Annotated in this window: 15 protein-coding genes and 3 pseudogenes; 8 read left to right on the top strand and 10 right to left on the bottom strand. The window is 68.4% G+C overall.

Annotated elements, in window-relative coordinates; all coding sequences use genetic code 11:
- Positions 1-770 precede the first annotated feature (770 nt).
- Positions 771-1,222 (top strand): annotated as a pseudogene (locus tag BU52_RS34445) (transposase); the annotation flags it as partial.
- Between the two features lie 112 nt (positions 1,223-1,334).
- A complete protein-coding gene (locus BU52_RS32055; protein ID WP_037941219.1) occupies positions 1,335-2,741 on the top strand; it encodes a VanZ family protein in 1,407 nt (468 codons plus the stop codon).
- Positions 2,742-2,835: 94 nt separating this feature from the next.
- Here BU52_RS32055 and BU52_RS32050 read toward each other — a convergent pair whose 3' ends face one another.
- The 4 genes and pseudogenes from BU52_RS32050 to BU52_RS32035 all read right to left on the bottom strand — a co-directional run bounded on the left by BU52_RS32050 (position 2,836) and on the right by BU52_RS32035 (position 5,361).
- The gene (locus tag BU52_RS32050; RefSeq protein ID WP_407702088.1) at positions 2,836-3,231 is read right to left on the bottom strand and encodes a helicase associated domain-containing protein; all 396 of its coding nucleotides are present in this window, start codon (positions 3,229-3,231) and stop codon (positions 2,836-2,838) included.
- A 167-nt stretch (positions 3,232-3,398) separates the two neighbouring features.
- Positions 3,399-3,913, bottom strand: a pseudogene (gene istB, locus BU52_RS32045) (IS21-like element helper ATPase IstB); the annotation flags it as partial.
- 17 nt (positions 3,914-3,930) lie between these two features.
- A complete protein-coding gene (locus BU52_RS35150) occupies positions 3,931-4,275 on the bottom strand; it encodes a hypothetical protein (protein ID WP_157847942.1) in 345 nt (114 codons plus the stop codon).
- 669 nt (positions 4,276-4,944) lie between these two features.
- Positions 4,945-5,361, bottom strand: a complete 417-nt coding sequence (locus tag BU52_RS32035) for a hypothetical protein (RefSeq protein ID WP_051858759.1) — start codon at positions 5,359-5,361, stop codon at positions 4,945-4,947.
- 1,184 nt (positions 5,362-6,545) lie between these two features.
- Here BU52_RS32035 and BU52_RS32025 point away from each other — a divergent pair.
- A complete protein-coding gene (locus BU52_RS32025) occupies positions 6,546-7,313 on the top strand; it encodes a hypothetical protein (RefSeq protein ID WP_037941211.1) in 768 nt (255 codons plus the stop codon).
- A gap of 43 nt (positions 7,314-7,356) precedes the next feature.
- On the opposite strand, the gene BU52_RS32020 is transcribed toward BU52_RS32025, so the two are convergent.
- Entirely contained in the window at positions 7,357-7,575 is a 219-nt protein-coding gene (locus BU52_RS32020; RefSeq protein ID WP_037941207.1) for a hypothetical protein, read from the bottom strand.
- Between the two features lie 173 nt (positions 7,576-7,748).
- Between BU52_RS32020 and BU52_RS32015 the strand changes: the two genes are divergently transcribed.
- Positions 7,749-8,636: a hypothetical protein gene (locus BU52_RS32015; protein WP_051858758.1), complete on the top strand. Its 888-nt coding sequence runs from the start codon at positions 7,749-7,751 to the stop codon at positions 8,634-8,636.
- A gap of 220 nt (positions 8,637-8,856) precedes the next feature.
- Here BU52_RS32015 and BU52_RS32010 read toward each other — a convergent pair whose 3' ends face one another.
- Complete coding sequence (locus BU52_RS32010; RefSeq protein ID WP_037941201.1) at positions 8,857-10,146, bottom strand: competence protein CoiA family protein; 1,290 nt, start codon at positions 10,144-10,146, stop codon at positions 8,857-8,859.
- A gap of 88 nt (positions 10,147-10,234) precedes the next feature.
- Entirely contained in the window at positions 10,235-11,032 is a 798-nt protein-coding gene (locus tag BU52_RS32005) for a hypothetical protein (protein WP_037941198.1), read from the bottom strand.
- Positions 11,033-12,145: 1,113 nt separating this feature from the next.
- On the opposite strand from BU52_RS32005, the gene BU52_RS35440 reads away from it, so the two are divergent.
- From BU52_RS35440 to BU52_RS31990, 3 genes are all read left to right on the top strand, one after another.
- Positions 12,146-12,289, top strand: a complete 144-nt coding sequence (locus tag BU52_RS35440) for a hypothetical protein (RefSeq protein WP_157847941.1) — start codon at positions 12,146-12,148, stop codon at positions 12,287-12,289.
- A 476-nt stretch (positions 12,290-12,765) separates the two neighbouring features.
- Positions 12,766-12,975: a hypothetical protein gene (locus BU52_RS31995; RefSeq protein ID WP_037941194.1), complete on the top strand. Its 210-nt coding sequence runs from the start codon at positions 12,766-12,768 to the stop codon at positions 12,973-12,975.
- A gap of 997 nt (positions 12,976-13,972) precedes the next feature.
- Entirely contained in the window at positions 13,973-14,575 is a 603-nt protein-coding gene (locus tag BU52_RS31990; RefSeq protein ID WP_037941192.1) for a chloramphenicol phosphotransferase CPT family protein, read from the top strand.
- Positions 14,576-14,604: 29 nt separating this feature from the next.
- Here BU52_RS31990 and BU52_RS31985 read toward each other — a convergent pair whose 3' ends face one another.
- Entirely contained in the window at positions 14,605-14,982 is a 378-nt protein-coding gene (locus BU52_RS31985) for a hypothetical protein (protein ID WP_037941189.1), read from the bottom strand.
- Positions 14,983-15,044: 62 nt separating this feature from the next.
- Between BU52_RS31985 and BU52_RS34435 the strand changes: the two are divergent.
- Positions 15,045-15,840: pseudogene (locus tag BU52_RS34435) on the top strand (IS5 family transposase).
- Positions 15,841-15,899: 59 nt separating this feature from the next.
- On the opposite strand, the gene BU52_RS31975 reads toward BU52_RS34435, so the two are convergent.
- On the bottom strand, positions 15,900-18,575 hold the full coding sequence (locus tag BU52_RS31975) for a DEAD/DEAH box helicase (RefSeq protein ID WP_078903559.1): 2,676 nt from the start codon (positions 18,573-18,575) through the stop codon (positions 15,900-15,902).
- A gap of 42 nt (positions 18,576-18,617) precedes the next feature.
- Positions 18,618-19,133, bottom strand: coding sequence for a hypothetical protein (locus BU52_RS31970; RefSeq protein WP_235216475.1), 516 nt, complete (start codon positions 19,131-19,133; stop codon positions 18,618-18,620).
- Between the last annotated feature and the right edge of the window lie 187 nt (positions 19,134-19,320).

The following is a 19,320-nucleotide window of genomic DNA, read 5'->3' as shown; positions in this document are numbered from 1 at the left end:
GCGCGGTCGCCAGGCTGACTGTGCCACAGACGCGCCGACATGGCATCAGCGGAGCGCATGGGTGACGGTCGGTCTACGCAACGATCGCCGGACGAAGCGCTCAGTCACACAGGTCCTCGCCCCGGTTGCCGACGGTGCGGCTTCGGAGTGGGCGCCCGCCACCGGGCGCCGGGCAGGCCTCCGGTGTAGCGGCTTCCGTCAGTGCTGTCCAGGCCCAGTCTGTGGAGATACCTGGGAAGGCCACGGGTTGGGTGGAGCAGCGGGGGCGGGGGGTGTTTGCCCTGACCCGAAGGGCGCTGAGCCGAAGGGCGCCGCACCAAGGGGCGTTGGTGCGAGCGAGGCCGGGACGGCTGACGGCGAAGCCTCGACCGAGCGTCCCTTGCGGGCCCCCACCACGACGGAAACGCCCGCGATCTCTAGAGCGATCCCGGCCATACCGAGGAGGATCGGAGTGTGCAGGCCGTCCTCGGTGCCGCAGATCTGCACCGGGTCCTGTCCTATTTTCGTGGCCCGGCACTGCCACCCTGTGGCGTCGTCCATGTCCCATAGGGCGGCATAGGCGAGTAGGGCGAAGCCGGAGAGCATCAGGGCGATCTGCAAGGTGCGGGCTATCGGTGACATGGTCAGTCACCATAGCGGTCAGGGTGCGCTCTTCGGGCACTGTCACGTTGGCTGGCCGGGTGAGATGATCTTCGGGGCAACTGATCGTTTCACAATGAGCGGAGCGATAGGACTTGCTGCTGGGCGATCTTGGTCGGCAGGGTGTCCGGGTGCGCACTGATCTTGCTCCGGACGATCTGGGGGAGCGGGTGGCACCGCTGCTTCCACCCGCCCCCAGGCGACACCACCGCTTTCCCGGACGGCTACGCGTCCCCGACCGAGCGGCACTCGCGGGCGTGATGTACGTGCTTCGGACCGGCGTCGCCTGGCGCGACGTCCCCGCGGAGACTGCGGGCTGCTCCGGCGTGACGGCCTGGCGCCGGCTGCGGGACGGGACCGAGACCGGAGTCTGGCCCCGTCCACACGCCGCCATGCTGGCCGAGCTGCGCCGGGGCGACCTGCTGGACCTCAGTGATTGCGCCGTGGACGGGTCACACGTCCGCGCGCTCAAAGGGCGGATCACGTCGGCCCCTCACCCGTCGACCTGGCCCGTCCCGGCTCCAAACATCATCTGATCATCGATCGTCAAGGAACCCCGCTTGCCGTCACGCTCACCGGCGGCACGTTCCAGACGCCGAGCACGCACTGCTGAAACCAGCACCCCGCGGGCCCCGTCTGATCAGGCGAAGCCTGCGGCCCTGTCTGCCCCGCTCTGACTACGCAAGGACCGCGCCGTGTTCTCCGCGATCTTCCAGAACCACGTCGGCTATCTGGTCGCCTGCACTGTGACTGCCCTGTGTCTCGGTGGTGCGGCATGGGTACTCGCTCGCCGGCTGGGTAACGCTCATGGCCTGTGGTGGTCTGGACTGGCGTTCACCGTCACCGGTGTCCTCGGCGTCACCTTCATGGGCGCCGGCCCGGCCAGCGGCGTGTGCGTCCTCAACCATCAGTTCGCCGAGCCCTTCCACACCACGCAGGGGCTGTGGAACCTGGCGATGACGGTGCCGGTCGGCGCCCTTGCCCTGCTGGCCGCCCGCCGGCCCCTTCCCGCCCTGGTCGGCGTCATCACCCTGCCCTTGGCCATCGAGTTCACGCAGGCCACCGTCGACGGCCTGGGACGCATGTGCGACAGCTCCGACGCCGAGATGAACATCATCGGCGCACTGGCGGGACTCGCCATCGCCGCAACCGTACTGGCCGTGCGCGAATCGCTCCTGTGGCAGGGCGGCGTGAAGGGCGCACTGATCACCTCTGTCGCGCTGTTGCTGCTGGGCTCGGGCGTCGCCCAGCCGATGCTCGCCTTCACCAACGTCGACGGCAGCGGCCTCTTCGCAGCGGGTACAGACCAGAAGAGCGCTGTGGAGGCGGCGGTGAGGGAAGCGTTCGGCGACCTGTACACGATCAGCCACCTGTACGAGCAGCCCTGCCTGGACATCTCATGCAAGAACGTCATCTTCAACCTGCACATCCGTGGCGAGAACGGCCACTCCGGGCTGTTCGGGAACGGCAGCCTCTCCTGGCCGGACAAGAAGCACCTGAACATACTCCTCGAGGACAGCGACCGGCCCACCGCCATGGGATACCCGGTGAACGGGGCGAAAGCGCCCACCACCGCCCGCGAGGCACACGAGATCGCGCAGGCCTACGCCCGCCGGCAATACCCCTGGGCGCAGAGCGCGACCCTGCAGGAGACCAATCCCGTCGGGGAAAAGGCCGGCCTGGGCTGGATGACGAACTGGCGATGGACGCACAACGACGTGCTGATGCCCAGAATGCTGGACGTCCAGATCGACAAGGCCGGCCGCGTATCCCAGATCGACGTAACCCTCGGCCCGACGCGCGCAGACCTCCCCAAGGCCAAGCTCGACGCACGGCAGGCCGAGAAAGAGGTCACCAAGGCCGTAACGGCGCAGCTGCAGGCCAACGGAAGCACCGACGCCGAGTTCCAGACCGAGACCGTCACCGTGAAGGCGGACGACCGGGACGGCACGTGGAAGCCCTACTGGCTCGTCAACGTGACATCACCCCACGCCGGACAAACCGACGATGCACAGGCACCGGCTCCCGTCGAAACCTACCGAGTCGACGCCCTCACCGGACAGGTCTACGACGCCGGCTGGGCGCCCATCAAGACGACCTGACCGAGCACTGCAAGCCTGCACAGCAGGACGGCTGACCCCTCGACAGCGAGCCCGGACAGGAACACCTTGTCCGGCCCCGCTGCCGGCTGTCTGGCTATGACCAGCGCATGCCGATGACGGACAACTGTTCGATCCGTTCCGGTGACAGCGTCGCGGCCCTGCTCCGCTGGTTCCCGATCCAGGCACCGAGCCGGAGTTCCCGCTCCTCCTGGTCCCCGCCGCCGATGACGATCGTCTCGATGTGTTTGCGCGGTACGCGCAGGTGTCCTTCGCGCTGGTAGTACTGCTTCGCCGAGGCCAGGTTCAGCGCCCATTTGTCGGCCTGGCTGCGGCGCGGGGGCGGTTTCTCGTCCTCGTCGGCGGGTTGGACGCCGAGGACGTGTTGGCACAGCCACTGCTGCACGGCCATCAACTTGTTCCAGCCGAGCCGGACGGAGCGGACCCACCGTCCGAGGTTCTCGCCCTGGTGCACGACCTCGCCCGGCGCCATGGGTAGCGCGCCGCCGGCCTTGATGTGCTGTCGGGTGAGGTGGAAGCAGCGTTGCCATTCCACTGGCCAGGCCGGGCACCAGGGCGGGTCGATGTCCTCGCGCTGCTCGCGCTGTCCGCGTACTCGTCTGAGTGCACCACCGAGTACGAAGTTGTGTGCACCACTGCTCAGGCCACGTCGGTGTCCCGTTCGATGGCCTGGAGGCGGTTCTTGAGCCGGTAGCTGTTGCCGTTGATCGGGACGACTTCGCAGTGGTGCAGGAGGCGGTCGAGGATCGCGGTGGCCAGGACCTCGTCGCGAAGACCTGGCCCCACTCGCCGAAGGTCTTGTTCGAGGTCAGGATGATGGAGCCCTTCTCGTAGCGCTTGGAGATGATCTGGAACACCAGGTTCGCCTCGGCCCGTTCCAGCGGCTGGTAGCCCACCTCGTCGACCACCAGGACGGCGGGTCGGAGGTAGCTGGTGAGCTTGCTGATCAGCCGGCCCTGGTCCTCGGCGGCCTTGAGGTGGCGGACCATGTCGTCGAGGCTGGTGAAGTAGATCGAGTAGCCGGCCCGGCAGGCCGCGACGGCCAGGGCGACGGCGATGTGCGTCTTGCCCACTCCGGGTGGCCCGAGCAGGGCGACGTCGGCCTTGTCCTCGACGAAGGAGAGGGTGGCCAGGTCCTTGACCTTGCGCGGGTCGGCCACGAAGTCGCAGGTCAGCTTGTATGCTGAACAACTCCAGCCGCTCGCTCCGCGCGCATCTGCTCGTCCACGCCCACGGCCGAGGCGGCCGGTTGGCCCTCGTCTGTACGGCGGCCGCCCGACGGCAGGCGGGTGAACGTCCTAAGCCCACCCTCGCGCGGCAGAACAGGACGGATCGCCACCATGGCCATGAGCAGAGCCAGACCGAGAAAGACGGCAGCGCACGCCAGGGCGGTCATGGGCAGCCATGCCGACGTGTGTATCCCCATCAGGACTGCCGCATCGACAGTCAGCAGTCCCCCCGCCACACCGCACAGCGTGGTCGCCTTTGTGTCCGCCCGCTGCACTTCCGTGAACATGGCGGCCGTCTCATCCCTCAAGCGATGCAGGAATTCGGCAGACTCGGAGTTGCCCCCGCCAACAGGCATAGTGGTCCTCTCCCGCTCCCTTGGCAGCCGGTGATCTGTGCCCGACCACCGTGCCGAAAATCCTGCGCCGTCACTGCCAAGAACCGGGCACCGCTGGTGCCGCAGCCGTCACACCTCTGGCAGCGCCTGGTGCAACTGATGAGCAGCAGGAGGAGAGTGAGTGCTGGGGGCTCCGCGTACTTCACCCGCCGCCTCTTCCTTCAGAAGCCGTGGCTGGTCGCACGAATTGAAGCCTGCAGTGTTCCGTCCGACGGCAGCGCTACGCGCCGCTGCAGCCGGCTCTGCCATCACCACCGGGCTGTTGCACGGCTGACGGCACACCCAGCTGCGGAGATTGCCCGCCCGATGTTCCACCGGGCCGGGGCTGCACAAGGGGGGGCGGTGCCAGATGCCCTGGATCCGTCATTTGACGCGAGAAACTGGTGGCGCGTTTGGAGGGCGTGCGAGGGGGCCTGAAGCGGCTCCGCCGTGCGGGTTGGGCTGTCGAGGGTCGATGCCGCACGACAAGCCGGGTGTCCGCCGCACGGCGACGGAACTGGCTGAGGGGGTGGGCCTTGTGCTCCTCCTGCCTGACGTCGCGCGGAAGCCCGTTTGTCACCTCTATCTGCTGTGCTCGGCACTGGCGCGGCGAGGCCGGTTCGGTTCTCTGCCGATCTGGGTGGCGACCTGATCGATCTCCGTTTCGCTGTAGGCGGTGCGCACTCCGGAAAAGCTGTATCCGACAGCGCGGGCGAGCTCCTGCAGCCCGTAGGGGCGACTGCCATGGAACTCACGTCCGTAGGCGAGCAGTTGACGGATCCGGGTGTCGACGGCGTGCTTCTGTGCCTTGAGGTCCTCGAGCGCCAGCAGCAGTGGGTCCACTGCGAGGGCGTCGCTCGCCGCTTCGAGGCGGAGTGCGTCTTCTTTGCGCTGCTCGCCGACCTGCTCGCAGGCGTCGGCGTAGCAGTCCTCGGGGGTGACTGAGCCCGGTACGGGCAGTGGGTTGCGCAGGGCGGCCAGTTCCTCAATCGGATGCATGCGGCGATGATCGCAAAGAATTGCGTTCATCGCAATAGTGCTGCACGGTCTGGGAGAGCCGGGACGACTGGCGCGTCCCTGCTCCGAGCCAAGCGTCTGGGCTGGGTCCTTCCCAGGAACGCGGCGCGGCCCTCTCCGACGGAGTCGGTTGAGCACAGGGACCACAGGCTGCGAAGGCTGTCTACCAGGAGCTGGGCGGGGCGCGATCCCGGAGGGTACGCCCGGCGCGCGGTGGTCCACTCCACGAGCATGCGGCCTGCCATGCGAGCGGTCGAGGCGGAGTTCACGTCGAAGCGCCGGTATCGTCCCTCCGTCGCCATGTGCCACACAGCGTCCAGAGACTCGCACACTTGCTCCCGCAGGGACTGCAGTTCCTCGTCGGATACAGCCAGCAAGGTGTCAAGTCGCTCCGCGCTGGATGTCTCGCTGCGCTTGGCGAGCTGTTCGCTGTGGCAGTGAGCCGCAAGCAGCCAGGCTGCACGGGACCGCTCGGGCGGTCCGGCGAACGCCATGGCTGCGCGTAGGTCCGCTATGAACACGCTGTCGTGTGTCGGCAGGGCCGGCGCGTTAAACCAGATGAGGACGCCGCAGACCCGCTGGTCGAGCTCGGCGCGCGACGCTGTTGCCAGGTCGCGACGGCGTCGGAGATTGTCCCTCATCTGCCGGATGCTGCCTGGTTTTCCATGTCCACGAAGGCTGAGGCTTCTGCCCAGTCGTACCAGGGCTCTTCCTGGCCGAGGGTGCTCCGCCGGGATCCGCTGCAATGCCCCTGTTCACTTGCTCCCGGGTCTGGCTGTACTGGGGGAAATACGCTTGAGCAGGGCTGCACGCACAGGAGCGAGGGGGAGGGGGACTTCGTTGAAGAACGCCAGGAGCGCCAGGTCGTCGTGGGTTCTGCACAGCGGAGCACATACCAGGAGGCTGGCAACGAGGGCGGCTGTCTGCGGTGGGTAGACCTTGGTGTTACCGACGTTCAATAGAGTGTCCGGTCCAGGCCGGGGGATCAGCCCGGCTGTGCGCCACCGTTCCAGCTGGTAGGGGCTCAGTTTCAGTCCGGATGCGGCCGCGGTTCGAATCAAATGGCGGTCTGCTGGACCGGGTTGTGTTCTCGTCATAGAAGCAACGTACGGAATGGCGTCCCGAAGCCTTCCCAGGCGAGCGCGGGGCCCTCCGGGCGAACCGGTGTGCTGCGGGCTATCGCTCCCGACGGCGACGCGCCTGAGCCGGCGGCCTGGCTGATCCCCGAGGGCGGCGGTACCGAGTGGACGACCTCGCCGCAGTCGATCGAGCCGGTCGCGATCCTCGGCCCCAGCCCGCTGAAGGGGAGGCGCCACGTGGTGCAGTGGAGCGGCGCGTACCGACCGAGGCCGAAAGTGTTGTTCGACTGCAAGCTGTGTCCGGGCCGGGGCACGGATGCGGAGGTCGGCGGTGTTGGCGAGCGGCTGGTGCGGTGGAAGGTGTGCCGGTCGTGCGACTTCTGGCTGACGTGCGTGGGCTACCGGGCGCTCGGCGATCAGGATTCCGACGGCCGGCGCGTGCTGCGTGTCGCGGGCCGGCACTACATGACGTGGACCGAGAAGCAGGGATGCCCGCCCGAGATCGGATACACCAGCCGCTCCGACCTGCCGTACTTCCTGCTGGAGGACGAGATTGTGCGCAACGCACGCTGGCTGTGGCTGATGGGCTCGATCCCGGAACGTTTCCGCGAGCGACTGCCCGAAACAACGCCCGCTTCCTCAAGCCCTGACCGGCAACCGAGGTCGCGACCGCCCGGCTCGAACACGACCTCAGTGTCACGGCTGGGGACCGACACGTTCGTAGGCGCGGTGTCTGGTTACCGGATTCAGGACGGCGACTTTCAGCGGACTCCGGACTGCTGCCTCGATACGCAGCGGCCACGCCCGGCCGGGAACCAGGATGGTCAGATCCTCCGGCCACCGGCCGAGCGCTGAGAGGGCAGGGCACACCACACCGGCCATCTGGAACGCGTTTGCCTCATGCTGCCTGCTGGTAGAGGAGCAGTCCGCCTCCGTGGGCGGGGCTCTGGCCGCCGCACGTGACGGTCTTGCCAGAGGCGGAGCGGACCAACTGCATGAACGCGGGCCACAGCGCAGCCTGCATGCCCGCGTACTCGAAGAACGCCGCCAGCCTCTCCTGCTCGGTAACCCGTCGGCGTCGCTCGGCGGCGGGGCTCCTGCAGGAAGGCCTCGGCATCGGCCTCCAGCCGGGCCCGGACTACGGCCGGCTGAACGTAGGAGGGGGCGGTCCACCACACGGTGCCGTCCATCGCCTGCTCGGACACCGCCGGCTTTTCGTCGTCTCCGGCCTGCCGAACCCGCGTGTGCGGGTCGAAGGCGACGTCAGCGGCGGCTGCCAGGATGACGGTCATGACCGACACCACGGGGACGGTCCGTCACGACGCGGCGGATCTCGCGGAAAGCCTCCTCACCCACGACGATGCCGACCTGGACCGGCCGTTCACGATCCTGACCCACCGCCAGGCAAGCAGCCTGGTCGAACGCCGTGAGGCCCTGCGGCCCCTCTACGAAGCCATCGTCGCGCGCATCGGCCCGCCCACGCTGCTGGGCGGCACCGCACACGGGCCCAGCGTGCGCTGGCACGGCAGCGAGCGGATCCTGCTGCTGTCCGGCGACCACGGCGAGGCGCTGCTCTCCGCCCACGAGGCGGCAGCCTTCGTCCAGGAGGAGTACTCCCGCTTCGACTCCGGCAGCCTGCCCTACACGTGGCAGCTGGACCGCCACGGCCCCGGCCACGACCACGGCTGGACCTTCAACGGACATGCGGCCGCCAACGGCTGGGCACAGACCGAGGAGCACCTGGCGCAGATCCTCGCCTCCTGGGCGGAACACATGCCCCTCCAGGCCCCCGGCGACTGGGTGAGCTTCAAACTCTGGGCGTCACGCGACTGGGGGCGCACCATGATCGTCTCCTACCAACCGTCGCAGACGAGCCGCGAGTTCTGCGCCGTCATCGACGACCGCGGCCACGAGCAGACACCCGAACGTGCGGCACAGATGCGCGCCACGGGCTGGCAGGACCTGGACGACACCGGGAGCTGGTACACCAGACTGCCCGAGACGGACCCGACCGCACCCGCCACGCTCGCGCGCCTGATCGTCACCGATCTGCGCGCCCGCGGCACCGTGTCCTCGCACGAAGTGACCGCCTGGGACATCAGCGCCGGCGATCACGGCAAGCTGTGGGTGCCCGGTATCGGAGTCGACGTCCACCCGCGCCGCGGCGAGCACTTCTGACGCCGTCCACCGCCCCGGACCATGGCAGCCGACGGCACCGTGGGTATGCCGCTGCCCCGGAAACGGTCGACGACGATGTCAAGTCGTCTTGAAGCTGTAGTCATCCCAGTTGTCCCGAACCAGGAAGGCCTGCCCCGGCACGGGGGAGACGGACCGCCCGCCGCCCTTCGGCACCCTCGCTGCCGTCGATGGGCGCACACCCGCCGGAACCTGATGCGTTTCACGTCAGGGTTGCGGTCCGGGGGCCGACGCGCTCGAAGGAGCAGTGCTTGGTCACCGGATCCAGGACGGCGACTTTCAGCGGGCTCTGGGCGGCTTCCTCGATACGCAACAGCCAGACCCGACAGGGGACCAGGATCGTCAGGTCCGCAGGCCATCCGGCGAGCGCCGAGGGGTCCGGGCACACCACACCGGCCGGCTGGAACGCGGCCCCCGGGCGCGGCCTGCTGTAGAGGAGCAGCCCGTTGCCATGGACAGGGCTCTGGGCACCGCACACGACGTCCTTGCCAGCAGCGGAGCGGACCAACTGCATGCACGCGGGCCACAGCCCGGCCTTGATGCCCGCGTGCTCGAAGAAGTCCGTCAGCCGCTCCTGCTCCGCCTGCTGCTCCTCGTGCGCCTCCTCCAACATGGCCAGCCGACGGTCCTCGGCAGCCAGTCTGCGCTGCTCGGCGGCCAGCCGGGCCCGCTCGGTGGCAGCGGCCCGCTGCTGCGCGGCCCGTCGGCGTTGCTCGGCGGCAGCCTCCTGCTGGACGGCTTCGGCATCGGCCTCCAGCCGGGCCCAGGCGATGGCCAGCTGGACGTAGGAGTGGGCGGTCCACCACACCGTGCCGTCCGGGCCGGTATGGGCATGAACCCGGCCCTGGAGAATCCACCGGACCGCCTCGTTAAGGGAACAGCTGATGTGCGTCCACGCCGCCTTCGTCTTCACCGTACGTGGCGCCGCCCAGGTGAAGCGCGCCATGCCATAGCGCACCGTCCACGCGTCCCCACGGCCCCTGGGAGGCTCCACCAGCAGGGAGGGCACGCCGCGCTCCCACGGCCGCTTCTCCATCGCCACCCAGCACACCGCCACACTGTCCCCCGCGTAGCGCTCCGTCCGCCCCTGCGCGTCCTGCGGCGTCATCGGCGACAACTGCGCCTCCAGCGCCGTGAACGGCCGGTCCTGCCCATCGAAGACCAGCACGTCGGCACGCCAGGTCCGGGCCTCGTTGCCGACCTCCAGCTCAGCTCTGAAACCCGCCGCCCGGGCGGCGGCGGCCAACTCCAGCTTCAGCAGATGATGCTCAGGAGACTCGTTCGCCAGCGCGCAGTCGCGCGGCCGCACCTGGTGGTAGAAGTGCCTGGCCCGGTGCGGGGAGATGCGCGCGAACACCCTTTCCCGGCACTCCGGACACGCCAGCTCCAGCCCTTTCACACGGTGCACGTCCGTCCAGGACCGGCCACACCCGAGATCGTCCAGCGACGCATCCAGCCGGCCCCAGCCCGCATGCACAGTGGTGTACCCCATCAGCCCCCTCCCGTATGGCCCGAGAAGGACAGCATCCCCTCGTGCGGGACGGCGATACACCGGATGAGGGCGCGCGGCACGCGGTCGCTCAGAGCGTGAGCACCGGTCGCGTGGAGTAGTTCTCGTACAGGTCCTTACCGTCCGGTCCGTACGCGAACTCGGCCATGTCGGGGTTGCGGTTGGCGGTCGCCAGGGGGAGCCAGGCCAGCAGGTGGCCGTAGCCGCCGCACACCGACTCACCCCCGTCGCCGCCGTGGACCGCGGTCACATCGCTGGTCAGCTCGGCCCGATAGGTGTCGTAGGCGATGCGCAGGCCGAAGGCATTCAGCTCGTTGTGCGGGCCGGTGTCGTCCCCGTAGGGGATGCGGTCGAGGGGACAGTCGTCGCCCCACCGGAACAGGGTGTCCGCCCCGGCGCCGCAGGCGTGCTCCCACTCGTCGGGGCTGGGCATCCGCAGACCACGGGCAAAGAGGGCAGCCGGTGCGTCGGCCGGCGGTTCGGTCAGGGTCTCGTCCTCCACGGCCATGAGGACGGTGGCCAGATGGACGCTACGGCGAGCGCTGAGGATCCGCGCGAGGTGGGCCCGCAGATCCGGCCCGTAACCGTAGCCCTGCTCCCGGCTCTCGGCGTAGTCGGCGGCCTGCTGCGGGGTCGGCTGCCAGGTATCGACGTCGAAGCCCACAGACACCCGGCCTCCGGGTATCAGTGCGAACTCCAGCCCGTCCCGCTCGACCCGGACGCGGTGCAGCGGTGAACCAAGGTGCTCCGTGGCCTCGACGAGTGACACCCGGCCCCCCACGTGGTCAGCGACATTCTGGGCGATCCTCCGGGCGGTGACCTCGTCGAAGGTCCGCCACAGGTCGAAAGTGAGATCAGCGAGCGACATGGCCGGCAGTGTGGCACGCGGCACTGACACAGCACCGAGAAGCGCGGGCGCCGCCAACCAGGCGCGCGGGCGGGCCAGTACTGCGTGACCCTGCCGATGCCAGCCGACAACAACCGCACACCAGGCTCGTCCCCGAGCAGCCCTGCGTGCGCCAGCTCAGATGCCGCTCTCGCCCGACGTGGGGCGTCCGTACCGGTGCACGCGGCACTGCGGTTTCAACGCCTCCCACTCCGAGAAGAACACAGCCCCGCATCAACGCACAGCCTTCCCCCAGACCGGGAGCATGACCTCCATGGAGCTGCTGCCGATCGCTGTCGACTGATGACCCGTCAGACTATGCCAAGATTATGGTAGTTGTTCATCGCAAGCGCTTGGTCCTGCTGTGGCGGGGATGCGGGTCTTCACACCTGGGAGGCTGAGTGGACATGGGGGCACCTTCCCGGCAGGAACCGGGAGAGCAGTCGATTCCAGCGTGGGGGCGAACGCTGACGGTGCCGTGCCCGCGCTGCACCGTGGCGACGCACCGCCACCGCACCACGGACTACGACGGTGTGAACATCTACCGGCCCCAGGCAGGGCCCGACCCGACCCGCGTTCCCGACAACGGGGAACCCGATGTGGAACAGGCGTGGATCGCCCTGGTCCCCGGTGACTACCCGGCCAGACTTTTCGCCGACACCGAGGTCTACCATCTCGTCGGTGGCATCGCGTGGCCCGGTCCGCATCACCGCGACTACGGCAGTGCCAAAGTCGCGCACGACGCCTGCTGTCCCGGCCTCCACCACAGCCGGCCCGAAACCAGCCGAGGTGCCGGCGAACTGTGGCGGGCGATGCGGCGCAGGAACACCGCCGCAACCGGCGCCCTCGCCGCCGGAGGCCGGATGCCGACGCAGCCTGACCAACTCCGCCGGCTGCCCATCCCCGTCGGGCCCATCCACAACGAAGACCACCAGGTTCTCCGCGTCTGGGGGCAGCCGCTCGCCTCGCCGGGGCGGGCGTCCTCGGCAGTCTGGTCGACCTCGATGGTCTCCAACGCTGGGCGAGGGTCCAGACCGCCTCGGAGGCCGGATCGCTGCCGCGACGGGTGACCAGACGCTTCACCGCCTCCTCGCCGTGCTTCGCGGCGAGGATCTGCTCGGCCCGATCGAGTCCGACATCGCCAGGGTCTGGCTCCAGCCCGCCTTGAAAGCCCTGGACGAGAGCATCGGCGGGCAGACCGGGGCATCATCGACGAACTGCCTCCAGCCGTCCTGTTGAGGTTGTGGATCTCGTCGACGAGCGCGAGCTCGACGCGCTTCTGGTCCGTAAACGACTCGGCCCGGCCGCCGCAGGGTGGCTGCCGGTCGTCTACGTCACCGTCCCGCCCCGGGCCACCCCGAAGATGCTCGCCATCGAGTTCGCCCGTTCCAGGACCTCCTGGACGAGTGGATCATCTGCTGGCAGCAGCGTCCCCACGAGGGTCTGCGCATCACGAACGCACCGACGGCGCGATCGGCAGCCGTATCTGCCAGCGATCTGCTGGCCGCGGACGCCGCTGAACAGGCCACTCGCGGCGCATTTTGCAGCACTGCGGCATCGACGCCTTTCGTGCCCGCGGGCCTGAGCAGGGCCGCGCAGATCGTGCGCGTCGTGACGTTGGTAGCCGTCGAGCTTGACCAGGCTGCCGGGCTTGTGCCGGTGCAGTCGCAGGGCGTCTTCGAGCGAGGCGATCAGGTTCCGCCAGTTCTGCCGCTGTGGAGATCCCCAGCAGCGAGCAGGCGGAGGAGAACGTGTCGGAGACGAACACCTTGCCGGGCGAGGCTGTTCACCAGCCGATAGAAGATCGCCCTCGTCGGCTGGACGTGATGGCGGTGCTGGACGACGGAGTCGTGGCCCGCCCGGAACTGACGATCGCGGTTCTAGCCACCCAGGCCGGGGCCGAAGCCTCCGACCAGCTGAAATAAACCGTTACCGACACTGAACCGTTCGCCTACGGCACCACCGAGACCCTCGGTTCCTATCTCCACCGCCTGGCCGTTGCCAACAACCGTCCCGCGAGCTTCCTCGCCCGCCTCCTGGGCCCGCTGCCGCCGGAGTTCTCCCCGCTCAGCAACACCACCACCGGCTGGAATCCCCACTCACCCGGCCGTCTGGCCACACTCTCCGGACGCCCAACGTCCCACCTCGCCAGGGCCCTGCCCGCTCGCCGACTTCCTCAGCCCACACGGTCCCGGGCAGCGAACGGAACGGCTGATCAGCCGCCTCTGCCCCTGCTGCACAGCCCGCCGCAGCCCCACCGCTTCCGTGGTGATTACTCTCTCGCCCGCCCACGTCCACATCTGCCCGCGACATCAGCTCTGGACCCGCTCCACTCACGACATCCCGCTCGTCGCCCTGCCCGAAGTCATCGAGGCCCAGCGTCGACTCGCCCAACTCGCCCGCCGGCACCGGCAGACCGGACGAGCCCTTGACCTGGCGCGGAGAATCGTCGAGGACTGGTCCGCCTCCGGAATGCCGATCGACCTCGGGAAGGAGTGGACCGATCGCCTCGACCGCGTCGAAGCTCTCGCCGTCAGCAAGAAGATCTCGGCTGAGGACCGCAGTCACCTTTCGGCATTCCCCGAGATCGTGGTGCTGACGCACCTGATCCTCACCCCACCCGCCACCGCCCCCGACGCCAAGGAGCTCTATCTGGCGACGACCGCCGAGCTGAGCCGACGATTCTCTCGCGGATCTACACCACCATCGGAACCCAGGACCCCCTCTACCAGCGCTTGTGCAAACCCCTCGCAGCCCAGACACCCGGTTGATCAGCCTTCGGGCAAGCGGCAAGCTCGCTGCCATCTCTACCCTGATGGCTCGCGGGCCTACGGCGTCCAGGACTGCTGTCTTGCCGGCGCCGAGATCCACTGGAGATCCCCTCAAAGCGGAACCGGAGCGGCACCGTGTGATCATGCCGATATGACATCTGGTCGCATCATCTTCCTCAATGGCACCTCTAGTTCGGGGAAGTCGAGCATCGCTCGGGAGCTTCTGGACATCCTCGACGACGGCGTCTTCTTCCACCTGGCGGTCGACAGCTTCAACGCGATGCGCAGTAAGCGGGAGCTCGGGGCAGAGGAACTCGACGCCGCGCTGCGGCGGACCAGGATGGGCTTCCACCGCTCGATTGCGGCCATGGCTGAGGTGGGCAACGACATCGTGGTCGACCATGTGCTGAGCGAGCCGTGGCGATTGCTCGACTGCCTGACAGTGCTGCCGCACGAGGACGTACTGTTTGTCGGCGTCCACTGCCAGCTGGACGAGCTGGCCCGCCGCGAGCTGGCCCGGGGCGACCGTCCTCCGGGCCTCGCGACGCACCAATACGACCTGGTTCACGCCCACGGCGATTACGACCTGGAGTGCGACACCAGCACGGCAGGCCCACGTGAATGCGCTCAGCGAATCAAGGAGCTCCTCCCGGACCGCCCCAACCCCACCGCTTTCACCCGCCTCCGCCGACGCCACCTGATGGACAGCCAAGAACCACCGACGGCGAAGCACGATCTCCTCGACTTGGGCTAACTGATCGTTTCAGAATGCAGCTGAGGCGGTCACTCGTCATCGAGTCGCTGGAGGACCTGCTCGAACTCGCCGGAGTCGAGCAGACCGGCGATCACCTGGGTCATGTTGTCGATGCCGGGCTCTCGAACAATCAGCCCGTCGGAGCACCAGAAGTAGCGGCCGCCCAGGTCCTCGCCGGTCTGAACCCCCTTGTCCATCAGGCGCTCGACCTCCGCGACGGTGAACACGGTCGCACTCCAGCGTGAGCCGCCGTCTACCAACCGGACCTCGACATCGACGTTGCAGACGGCATCCAGATCCTCACCTGCGCCGGGCAGGAAGGACGCCACGAAACGGTCCGTACGGACGCGGTACCAGGGTTCGTCCCAACCCTGTTCAGTGGCTTCGGGCTGTGCACTGTTGGTCATTCGGGGAGTATCACGAGCCGACCCAGTGGGCTCAACCAGGTTCTCTGGCAAGCTCCTACGTCGTGACTACCGACCTTGTCCCCGATGAACTGTGGGAGCGAATAGTCCCGCTGCTGCCAAAGTGGCCTGCGCGGCGGAAGCGTCACCCCGGACGGCTGCCGGTGCCGGACCGGGTTGCCCTGGCCGGCATCATCTACGTCCTGCGCAAGGGAGTGGCCTGGCGAGATGTGCCCAGTGAGGTCGTGGGCTGCTCGGGAGTGACCGCCTGGCGCCGACTGCGGGACTGGACCGAGGCCGGTGTCTGGCCTCGCTTGCACGAGGCACTCCTCACCGAGCTGCGGGCAGCAGGCTCGCTGGACATGGATGATGCTGCGATCGACGGCTCCCACATCAGGGCCTTGAAATGGGGGCTCATGTCGGGCCGTCGCCGGTGGATCGCGGCCGCCCCGGCTCCAAGCACCATGTGATCGTCGATCGTCTCGGCACCCCGCTCGCTGTATCCCTGACCGGCGGAAATCGTCATGACGTCACACAGCTGATCCCGCTTCTAAACGCGATACCCCGGATCCGGGGCCGTCGTGGACGCCCTCGCAACCGGCCCAAGCGGCTCTTCGCTGACCGGGGCTACGACTACGACAAGTACCGCCGCCTGCTGAGGCAGCGCGGGATCAAGCCCCTCATCGCCCGCCGAGGTGTCGTCCACGGCTCTGGCCTCGGCCGCACTCGCTGGGTGGTAGATGGCTCCACCAATTCAAGCGCCTGCGGATCCGCTACGAGCGTCGGGCCGACCTCCACCAAGGCCTACTCGAGCTTGCCTGCAGCATCATCTGCCTCCGCCGGCTCCGTAGATCATTCTGAAACGATCAGTAACCCAGCCTCGGATCATTGCCAAACGGGACGGACCTTGCCGACTACCGTCAGATCCAGTCGATGCCCAGCTTCGTGAGTGCGGCGATCTGGTCGGCGTCCAGCCGATCCCTCCTTGATTTGGTGTTGGAGATCCATACGCCCAGCTTCACGGTCACCGGCTCCGTCTCGCCCTCGAGTGTGGTGGGTTCACTGTGCCCGCGTGGTACAGGCCGGTGGGCGCCTTCCCGCTCGACCCACTGCGCGAGGGCCGCCAGGCCCCGCTGGAACGCCTGCTGCGCCTTGCTTGCCCCCTTAGACGCACGCCCGGCCGTCGGGGCGGGAGACGGTGCCTGGGCGGGCTGTACGCCCAGGCTGGTCAGCCGTTCCTGCTGCTCCGTGGACAGCTGCTTCCAGGTGCCCGGCTGTTTCTGTCGCCTCAGCCACTTCCCAAGATCGTCGCCGTCGAAGAGGACGCCGGGTGCGATGTCGGGGAGGATGCCGCCGGTTTCGGTGTCGGCGAGGTCGGCGAGGACGCGGTAGTGGCGTTGCCAGTTGAGCGGCCAGGGGCAGTTCCAGTCCTCGTCGATCGCCGCCAGCTGCTCCGTACGCACGGCGGCCCGCTCTGGATTCTTCCCCAGGCCGCCCTTCCTGCGGAGGTTGGCCATGTGCTGCCCGATGGGCACGAGGCCCTCGGCCTCGTTCTCGCCCCACATTGCGTCCTGCCGCGGAGCAAGGTGTCCCGTGGCGCGCCGGTAGGCCCGGAGCGCGGCGAGCTTGGCCTCCCACGCCTCCTCGCCCGGCTCCCAGACCATGCCGGCTTCCGACGCGTCCAAGAGTTCCTTGCGCCGCGGCTCCAGCTCGCCCGCCCGCAAGGCTTTCCTCTGCTGGTGCACCCACCGCCCCAGCGGAAACGCCTTGGTCGCCCCGACCTCGACCTCGACGTCGTAGGGCACGGCGTGGAGGCCGGTGATCTCGTGCTCCTTACGCCAGCGGATGAGGGCTTGGTAGCCCTCGAGCCACACCAGGGATTCCGGCCGGTAGACCCGGGTGCGCAGGAACGCGGCGATGGTGGCCGCGTCGCGCGGGCTGGAGAAGTGCAGCAGGGCCGACCCGGCAGCGGCATCGCTGCCGTCGTCCTCTTGGCCCTCGCCGTCCTTGCTGCCGGCCCCAATGATCCGGCCGTCTTCGTCGCGTCGGAGGTGGACTGTGCGCTGTCCGTGGGTGAGGGCGCGGGAGGCGAGCTGCTCGACCAGGCGTTCATCATGACTGCGGAGGCCCTGGAGCACGGCGACCAGTCCCGCATACGAGGCGGAGGCGATCATGTCGGTCGGGCCCTCGCCGGGCTCCAGGAACACCGGCACAATGATGCGGGCGATCTTCGTGCTGCCGTCCCGGTTGAGCCGCAGCGCCCGGCCGATGTTCTGCACGATCTCCACCTGCGAGCCGCGGGTGTCGGCGAAGCAGACGGCTTCCACGCCCCGTTCGCCGGTGATGTCGACGCCTTCCCCGAGGACGCGGCAGCTGGCCAGGAACGCACGGTGCACCCGGCGGCCGGCCGCGTCGATCCCATTGGCGAACTGCCGGATCACCTCGCGGCGTTCGGCCACGAGGTGGGCGCCGCACAGCCACGCCGACCACACCCGGTCCGGCGGGACGTGGCGGCCGGCCTCCAGCTCGTAGAAGTCGGCGTCGATCGACGACGCCGGGAGCCGGTCCGCAGCCGCCAGGTCCTCGTCGGCGGCGTCGTTGACGTACAGCTCCGCGGCCGTCTGGGGCATCTTCTCCGCGAACGCGGCGGCCTCTTCCACCTTCTGGTGGAACGTCATGACCGTACGCAGGTTGTACGCCGCCGCGTGCTCCAACAGTGCGGTCTGCAGCAGGGCCAGGCGCCGGCCCCGCTGCGCCTCCTCCGATTCCCCGGGAATGGGGGAGGGGTCGCGGATCTCCAGGACATCGATCTCGAAGCCGGCGAGGATGCCCCGCTCGATCGCCTCGCTCAGCCCGAGCTCGGCCAACCACGGACCGTAGGTCCCGTCCGGGTCGTCGACCATGCTCGCGATCTCCAGCTCCTTCCCGTTCGTGCCCTGCTGGGGCCGGGGCGAGGCGAGGATGCGCGGGGTCGCGGTGAGGTAGAGCCGGAAGTCGGCCGGGATGCGGGCGTTGTCGTGGATCGCGGCCCAGGGCCTGCCAAGATCACCTGCGGTTGAGTGGGCTTCGTCCACGATGGCGAGGTCGAAACCGCTCATTTGCTGCCCGTACAGCCGCTCCCCACTCGCCAGAGCGGCCTCCAGCGGCCCACGCACCTTCCGCCGGCCCACGGGGTCCTCTGGGTCCTCGCGGTCCACGAGAGAGGCGTACGTGGCGAAGACGACCACTGGTCCCTTCCCGGCCCACAGGGCGAGCTGGATCGCGTTGGTGGTGGTGCGCACCCCGAGCCGCTCCAGGACCTCGTCCTTCTCCAACGAGCACACCGCGACCATCGGCGCCCGGTGGCCCACCAGGCGCCACGCCTCAGCGGTCTGTGCGAGCAGGTCCAGGGTCGGAACGGTCACCAGAATCCGGCCGTCCGTGAACGATTCCAGCGCGCACGCGGCGGCGGTGATCGTCTTGCCCGACCCGGTCGCGGACACGATCGTGCCCCGGGCCCCCTCCGGCGGCACAGATGACCTTGCAGGAAATCCCACCCACCTCCGAAACGTCGACTTCTGATCGACCTGGTGTTCCCGAAGCTGAATACCCAGCATTCCCACGCTCCTCCCTGCTTTCTTTTCCATTCGCTTCGGAAGTCACCAGGACGGCGTGAAGGGCGGGACGGACACCGTACCGTCCTCACCCACCACGATCCGCTCGGCGAGCTGGGCCAGGACCTCAGAGGGACGCAGCCCCGTCCGGTTGGCCACCGTCTGGATCAGCCGACTGGGCGCGGCGGACAGCCGGACCTCCGCCCGCAGCTCATCCGCTTCCTCCTTTTGCCGTTCTCCGGAGGCGGCCTGTGGCGCAAGAGCACCAGCAAGCCGTTCCTCACGCTCGCAAGCCCACACCGAGCCCTGAGCGTCCCGTTCCGGCTCGTACACGCTCCAGCCAGCTGCAGACATCAAGTCCCTGACGCGCCGCCACTCAGCGTGCTGGGCCAGCCAGATGACAGCCAACCGCTCCCGGTCCATCTCGAACGCGTAGAAAGAACCGTTCCCCCTCAACTGCTCCGCGGTCTCCCGCTGACGGACAGCGGCCTCCGCGACCTTTTCCACAACGGCGGCGACGTCCAGGCCGTCCGCCTGGCGCCGGACCTGATCCCGCGCCACGTCCTGAGCACTCCACATGCGTTTTCCCTTTTCCGAAAAGCGCGGGCATCGGGACCCGCATCGGGTGGTTGGAGGGTGTCCCGTGTTTCCGTCAACTCTACATGCTGTATAAAACTGATGCACCCACTGCACCGACACCCGAAACGAACGAGCACCCCGCACTCTCGCAGCCAGCCCGGCCCGCGAA

Origin of the sequence: Streptomyces toyocaensis (assembly GCF_000725125.1) — a bacterium.
In the GTDB taxonomy this organism is placed as follows: Bacteria; Actinomycetota; Actinomycetes; order Streptomycetales; family Streptomycetaceae; genus Streptomyces; species Streptomyces toyocaensis.
Note: the sequence above shows the minus strand (reverse complement) of the source record. Positions and strands in the feature narration are given on the sequence as shown.

What these genes read in the sequence shown, in the direction of transcription:
- BU52_RS32050 (WP_407702088.1), bottom strand. Translation starts at nt 3,231, where the DNA reads ATGGCGCCGGGCGAGGTCGTGCACCAGGGCGAGAACCTCGGACGGTGG.
- BU52_RS35150 (WP_157847942.1), bottom strand. Translation starts at nt 4,275, where the DNA reads ATGTTCACGGAAGTGCAGCGGGCGGACACAAAGGCGACCACGCTGTGC.
- BU52_RS32035 (WP_051858759.1), bottom strand. Translation starts at nt 5,361, where the DNA reads ATGCATCCGATTGAGGAACTGGCCGCCCTGCGCAACCCACTGCCCGTA.
- BU52_RS32020 (WP_037941207.1), bottom strand. Translation starts at nt 7,575, where the DNA reads ATGCCGAGGCCTTCCTGCAGGAGCCCCGCCGCCGAGCGACGCCGACGG.
- BU52_RS32015 (WP_051858758.1), top strand. Translation starts at nt 7,749, where the DNA reads ATGACCGACACCACGGGGACGGTCCGTCACGACGCGGCGGATCTCGCG.
- BU52_RS32010 (WP_037941201.1), bottom strand. Translation starts at nt 10,146, where the DNA reads ATGGGGTACACCACTGTGCATGCGGGCTGGGGCCGGCTGGATGCGTCG.
- BU52_RS32005 (WP_037941198.1), bottom strand. Translation starts at nt 11,032, where the DNA reads ATGTCGCTCGCTGATCTCACTTTCGACCTGTGGCGGACCTTCGACGAG.
- BU52_RS31990 (WP_037941192.1), top strand. Translation starts at nt 13,973, where the DNA reads ATGACATCTGGTCGCATCATCTTCCTCAATGGCACCTCTAGTTCGGGG.
- BU52_RS31985 (WP_037941189.1), bottom strand. Translation starts at nt 14,982, where the DNA reads ATGACCAACAGTGCACAGCCCGAAGCCACTGAACAGGGTTGGGACGAA.
- BU52_RS31975 (WP_078903559.1), bottom strand. Translation starts at nt 18,575, where the DNA reads ATGCTGGGTATTCAGCTTCGGGAACACCAGGTCGATCAGAAGTCGACG.